The 6,000-nt window shown below is 49.5% G+C and carries 5 protein-coding genes; 2 read left to right on the top strand and 3 right to left on the bottom strand.

Annotated elements, in window-relative coordinates; translation table 11 throughout:
- Positions 1-645: 645 nt before the first annotated feature.
- The gene (locus tag AB9F29_RS19300; RefSeq protein WP_369756873.1) at positions 646-1,812 is read right to left on the bottom strand and encodes a hypothetical protein; all 1,167 of its coding nucleotides are present in this window, start codon (positions 1,810-1,812) and stop codon (positions 646-648) included.
- Positions 1,813-2,089: 277 nt separating this feature from the next.
- Here AB9F29_RS19300 and AB9F29_RS19295 point away from each other — a divergent pair, with 277 nt between their 5' ends.
- Both AB9F29_RS19295 and AB9F29_RS19290 read left to right on the top strand, forming a co-directional pair.
- Positions 2,090-2,527, top strand: coding sequence for a hypothetical protein (locus AB9F29_RS19295; protein ID WP_335586209.1), 438 nt, complete (start codon positions 2,090-2,092; stop codon positions 2,525-2,527).
- Positions 2,514-3,116 (top strand): hypothetical protein, encoded by a 603-nt coding sequence (locus tag AB9F29_RS19290; protein ID WP_369756872.1) that lies wholly within the window; start codon positions 2,514-2,516, stop codon positions 3,114-3,116. Before AB9F29_RS19295 ends, AB9F29_RS19290 begins: the two co-directional genes overlap by 14 nt.
- Positions 3,117-3,377: 261 nt before the next feature.
- Here AB9F29_RS19290 and AB9F29_RS19285 read toward each other — a convergent pair whose 3' ends face one another.
- Both AB9F29_RS19285 and AB9F29_RS19280 read right to left on the bottom strand, forming a co-directional pair.
- Positions 3,378-4,016 (bottom strand): type IV secretory system conjugative DNA transfer family protein, encoded by a 639-nt coding sequence (locus AB9F29_RS19285; RefSeq protein WP_369756871.1) that lies wholly within the window; start codon positions 4,014-4,016, stop codon positions 3,378-3,380.
- 268 nt (positions 4,017-4,284) lie between these two features.
- On the bottom strand, positions 4,285-5,976 hold the full coding sequence (locus tag AB9F29_RS19280) for a relaxase/mobilization nuclease domain-containing protein (protein WP_369756870.1): 1,692 nt from the start codon (positions 5,974-5,976) through the stop codon (positions 4,285-4,287).
- Positions 5,977-6,000 lie beyond the last annotated feature (24 nt).

Raw genomic sequence — 6,000 nt, 5'->3', positions numbered from 1 at the left:
TACCGCTTCCTCCTGTCAGATAACATACTGTTTTCTAACAAGAGTCGCAGTTGGAGGTAGCGCGCACCCAGCTACATGAGAAAGTCCTATAATCAATGTTATGTTAATTAGCCCTCTTGCAGCCAAATGACACCCAAATGTTTTTAAGCTCTCTAAAACTCAAGAAGACGGAGGCACATACTTTGGCAGAATTCGTTTCGGGAGGCAGAATCGAGTTTTACAGAACTCAGATGGGATGCATCGCGTAAAACAGGCAACAGGTCACAATTTCCGCGCTTAGGCCGGTTCCGTAAAGTTCGCGACATACTCGAAGATGTCCCGTAAATCTTGTTGCATTTCAAACAAGCTAAGGGCAGCCACTGAGTGGGTGTCAGGAGCACCTCTTTTTAGTGGGTTTTGAGGTGTGACCTTAGTTAGCAAGACGCCTGCCTCATTCAATTACGCTCTCTGGTTTCATAATCAACTAGTGACAGCGTGCTATTCTTCGTGTGCTTGCGCGTGGGGTTATTGAACATCTCAATTCAATCGGAGATGCTTTGCGGCTCGAAAATGTATCTTCGTCAAAAAGATCACTTTTGGAGAAAGCGACAATTACGGCTGCAATTAGTCAATGAAACAGGGGCTTTCGCCGGAATGTAGTGCATCCTATTGGATGGCTTGGAAGTAAGCCTCCGACTTAGGTAAATCACTAAGTGAGGTAGAAAAATCCAACATATACCAAGGGGCGACATTGCGAACCTCGACCGTTTCACCTTCGTCCAACCACGTTGAAAAAGAATAAACATCGGTTTCCCGAAGAGCGTAGTATTCAGAGATTTGTACTATGATGTCGCCACCATCATTTGGATCAAAATCCTCGTACTCGAAATTCTCTAGGCTCTCTGGGATGCTAACGAAACACCCCATCCGATAACTCCTATCTGTAATTGGAAAAGGGCCTGCAAAGCCGCGGATCATACCATCTCCCTGCGAAAATTCGACGGTGAATTCGTAATCCTCGTCGTCCTCGTATTCTAACAGACGATTGTTCAGCTCGATGGCTGAAGTGAAGTCTCTATGGATTGACTCCGAATATCCACGGACAAGTGGAAACCTGCCTTTGAGGTAAACATTGTTGCATACATTCTTAATGGCATCTTTGGTCACAGTGTTGTTGTAATCGACCCCATTCAGCCCAACTTCAGAAAGGATAACATCCCCAACCGTTTCAATATAATACATATCATCAGGGCTCGTTTTTAGAAACTGATGCATCAAGTGATCGGTCAATGCTCCGTTTTCTCGATCTTGTAGTCGGTTGATCTCGTAAACCTGCGCGGCGAGTTCTAATGCAACTTTAAATGCGTTGCTCACCTGGTCTCCCGGAAATTGTTGTTCCGCGGGGAAAATCAAACGCGGGCCGTGAAACCCAAGCCGTCCATTTGGCCAAATCTCTCGTCGTATCTCACGTGTCAATCCTGTGCCCAAAACATAGGAGCCGCCTAAAAAAGCCAGTGCACAAGCAGACTCACAGCGAGCACCAGGTAGAATATGAGTTTTCACATTCCAGTCCCAAATCAACTCAAACATTTTAAGCCCTTCACTTAGGCTTCCCCCTGGGCTGTCGAGGCAGAGCTTAAGCCCGTCAGTATCAAATTCATCTTCTCTCACCCAGTTCTTTCTCTGCTCCCTCAACTCTTCGGTATCGCCTTTTTCAATTTGGCCCGTCAAAATTACGTCGCAAAGCTGCGATGATACTTTGGTAAACTCCCCTGCTTGCACAGGCCCAATCAGACCGACAAGGAGACCAAGCCTCAAAAGAAAACTCTTCAAGTTGTCGTCCTCTCAATTATTGGGATCCATTGAGATCCACCATGTGACACACCACATATCTCAACCTGCCAAAGACACTCCCTGCGATCAAGCCTAATACATTTTGCCCACCTCAACGAAGTGTATTAACCGCGACCCGTCCATACTAATCCGGAGCTTGGAGTTGACCTTAAATAACTATTTTGACTTGGCATATTCCTTGACCCAATGATTGTGGTGACACACTAGGGCAGTTCTACCCTTAATTCCCAGAGAAGCATTGACAGAAAGAACATGCATGTCTTTACTCTTTATTGAGCTGATTTTTAGGCATGGGAAACGACAAGTGACACAGATTTTTACCTTTACTCTTCTTTCCATGACAACATTTTTGATGCTCACAGGGACTACAAACGCGGGCGACGATCCCTACTTTTTGGTAACCGCAGAAGGGCTATCCTGCTTGGCTTCCCATGCCGATGACTACAGTATTTCAGAGGGAGAAACTGTGTTCGTTTCAATGAATGATTGCAACCAAGATAGCAGCGGCCAGATGAGCTTGATGGATATGGTTCAAAATAGCGCGCCGGACATTTCTGTTTCGAACGAAGAAGGTCCGGATGATGTCGTGGCGTTGAATTCAGGAGACTTAGGTTGCGTTGAATCTCTGACCGTGCCAACGAGTAACGAATTGCTTGCATTTTACCCAAATGGATGTCGCCTTGTCGAAAAATAGCGATGGTCCAGCTTCGTTAGTAAAAGACGAACTTCTTGCTGAAAGCCCAAAAAAAGAAAAAAAGAGATTTGAAACTGCAGTCACTATTCTGACGGTAATTGTTGCGTTGTTTGGGGTCGGCCAGTATTTTTATGATACGACCTCTTCACGTGCAAATAGCAAAAAAGAGCGATCGATTTCCTATATCCAACAATACGCCGATAGTTCTCTGCTAGGCGCACGCCAGGATTTGGCCGATTTTTGGGTGGGACAGCCAGACCTGGTGGGTGTTTTCCGCTCTAAAAAGATGAGTTCTCGCAGCTATGCTGCCTTGCTCGAAGTCAGTGTTTTTCGATCGTCCAAGGACACGATAATTCGTAAGCCATTACTAAAGATCGACAATTTCTTTACGCAGGTGGGGTTTTGCAGGTCTAGCGGCCTATGTAATCCCGAGCTATTAGACGCATATTTTTGTGACACGGCTCGGAAATACACTTTTGTGTACAGCCCCTTTTTCTCAAAGATTTCAGAACTCACCGGGGATACTGGCATTGGGCATGAACTCGCCAGATACGCTGAATTTTGTTATAGTTCGCCGACTATTCAATGAATGATTGTGTTGGTCTCCGGATCTAAAGCAACCACTTCGACTCTTATCAGCGTGCGGTCAGTTGTTAATCGAGACAGTCTGTTTGAGGAGCCTTGCATTTTAAACGCTAGCGGGACGCTAAATTGAGGCCGAAGGTCAGAATTTCGAAACGCAAAAAACGTCGATTTGTGCGAGCTGCTCGCGCAGATGGGTCTTGAACGCGTTCGTCAACACCGAAAGGCTGCTAAATCCGGCGGCTCGCCTATGCCCTCTACGCCCCAATCATCTCAGCATCACGCATAGTTTTGGCTGTCTGACGTCAGCTCCCATGGGTCTGAGCCTCCCCCTTTGAAGTGGTTCGTCCCTATTGTTAGGAAGCGGAAGACCATAGATGGCAATTGAGAGATCCAGGCCCGAAGATACTGTCGTGAAGTTGCGCTCAAAAGCCGTCAACACGCCTGCAACAAAGGCATCCATTCCGCCGCGGAAAAGACCTTCATTCGCGGAATTGTCGCTCTGCAAAAACAGCGTTGCAAGTTTTTGCAATTCGAACATTTGCTCGGATTCATTCTCCAATGCATAAATTCGAAGCAACGGGTTGTAGCGGTGAGACGACCCCTTAAAATCTGTTGAAGCAAACCGAATAATTTTGTCGCCTATACTTTTGCGGTGACGCGCAGTTTTCTCAAAGTTCTCCCCCTTAACATCGAGGACCACCGCTGATCCTTTTGTCGTCAAAAGGTTGGGGATAACGTAGCCGGTCCCCTTCCCGCGCCCCGTTGGGGCAATGACCAGACAGTGCGGAAACTTCTCTGAGGAAATGAACTTTGCCTTTCGATTTGGCTTGGACGTTTTAGCAACGAGAAACCCGAGGCCAGGTTTGTTGAAGAACTTTCCCTGCCGCAGTTCTTGGTGGGTCAACCAATGGGGTGTGCCAAAAATCGTAAGACGTTCTGACACGAGATACACCCCAACCGCCAAGCCCGCGAACGCGCAAACCCCCAGAATAACGACGGCTGTTTCAAAAACCTCTGGCAAGGCGCCCGCGAAGCTTTGAGCGTTCAGGAGAGGATAGAACAATCCAACCGGCTGCTGTAATTGCGAGTTGATATAAGCCACGGCCAAAACATAACCAAACAAGGAACCTACAAAGAGGAAAAAGACATACCCTAAAAGAACGCGACCCATATCAGTGTTCCAAGCCGTCGCGCTCGCGCCCTTTGGCGGCGTGGGTTTTGGCGACATCGGTTGAGAGGCCATCCATTATCTTTTGGTCGATATCCCGACCCTGAAGGCGTTCGTCTTTCAACAATTCCAAACGCAGATATTGACTGGCATTGTGATTGCCTGTGAGGCCATCTAGATCGTCGGCCCCTCCGTCAAGGGTGCGGCGCACCTGATCCGGCCCCAGATGATCACGCAAAGCATCAACCATGGCTCTGCGTTCGCCCTCAACATTGATCTTGTCTTTTGCGAGAAACCTCTCGGCGGCGTCTTTCAAAATGGCTTCTGATTTACTGGCGGGTTCGTGAAGGGTGTTCTGCTCGAAATCAGCTACTTCGTCGTGACGATCGTGCGCAACACCTGCCTCGATCAACCCAAGGCGAATGTTTTCATAAGCATCATTCAAACCCAAGTTCACCTGTCGGAAATCCCCCGTGTCGGAGATATCCAATCCTTGCTGTCGGGCAATAGCCTCCATGTCACTCAACGCCCAACGTTGCTCCAAATATTCATTGGTCGCGGTGACTTCCATCCGAGCGATGACCTCAACGGGATCAATCCCTGTCCCTTCTAGGCTCTCAATAATATTGGCGCGAACATCCGGCGTGCTCAGCACATCCCTATCCATCATAAAGTCTGCGCCGTAGGGGCTAACCTTGCCCGCATCCTGATGAAAGGATTGCGCCGCCATCGCCTTTGGATTGAGTTTTGTGGCCTCGGTCATGATATCGGAATAGGCCCGCTGCAACGCTGGTCGCGCGCTCGGGGCGGCTTGGTCAATTCCTGCGCGCGCCTGCGTTAAATACCCGTCAAGTTGTTTCAGTTTTTGGTCAAAAGCTTCCGCTTCAGAAAGGTCGCTGCCGTCCATTGGTAGATTCCCTTGCAAGGGTTGATGGCTAGAAAGATGAGATGCAGCCATTGTGCAGAGTTTCGTGAGAGTCGAGAAACCATCGTTCGCGGCCAGAACGGCAACCGCGCTGTAAAGGGCAGCGGCTTCGTCAACTTCTTTAAGGGCATAGGCCAAAGCAGCACCCGTACGGGGCGTGGACTCCGGCCCGCGATCTTCCTCTTTGGCCTGGTAAACCTCACGGGCGGTCGGAGCGCGATCCGTGAGACCCTTCTCAAACCGAGAACCCGATTCCATACAAACACCGCGCCGCTCGCCATGAATGACCATACTGTCTCGGAAGGTTTCGTAGCTTAAGTCCGTTCCTCGGCGCAGGGTCATTAACCGACCGTCATCGCCACGACGATTCACAATCACGTGCGCGTGCGGGTGATCCCGATCCGTGTGAATTCCCGCCACGTAATCGTAATGAACGTCCCCAGATTGAAACATCTCTTCGCAGACAGCTTTGGTGATTGCGAATACATCGCCTACAGCGGTTCCAATGGGATAGCTCAGCAACAAATGCGACGTATACCCCGTCTTGGCAGTGCCCCACATGTCACCTTCCCAAAGCCGCGTTACCCGATTCATATCGGCATTGGAAAGACCGCCCTGCCCTTCATAGCGGCCCTGCGCATCGAGCACATCGTCCGCCTTGTCGAACACATTTTCAAGCTGCCCCTTCAACCCCGCACGACTGGTCGTACCGCCGCTGCGAATGAGTTTGAACACGGCACTCGGGCGCTGCGCCTGGGCCGTGCGCGTCAAACGCTGCGCACTCGAATGCCCTCG

Source organism: Falsihalocynthiibacter sp. S25ZX9 (assembly GCF_041205405.1).
Taxonomy (GTDB): Bacteria; Pseudomonadota; Alphaproteobacteria; order Rhodobacterales; family Rhodobacteraceae; genus Falsihalocynthiibacter; species Falsihalocynthiibacter arcticus.
This window is presented reverse-complemented; position numbering and strand designations above follow the sequence as displayed.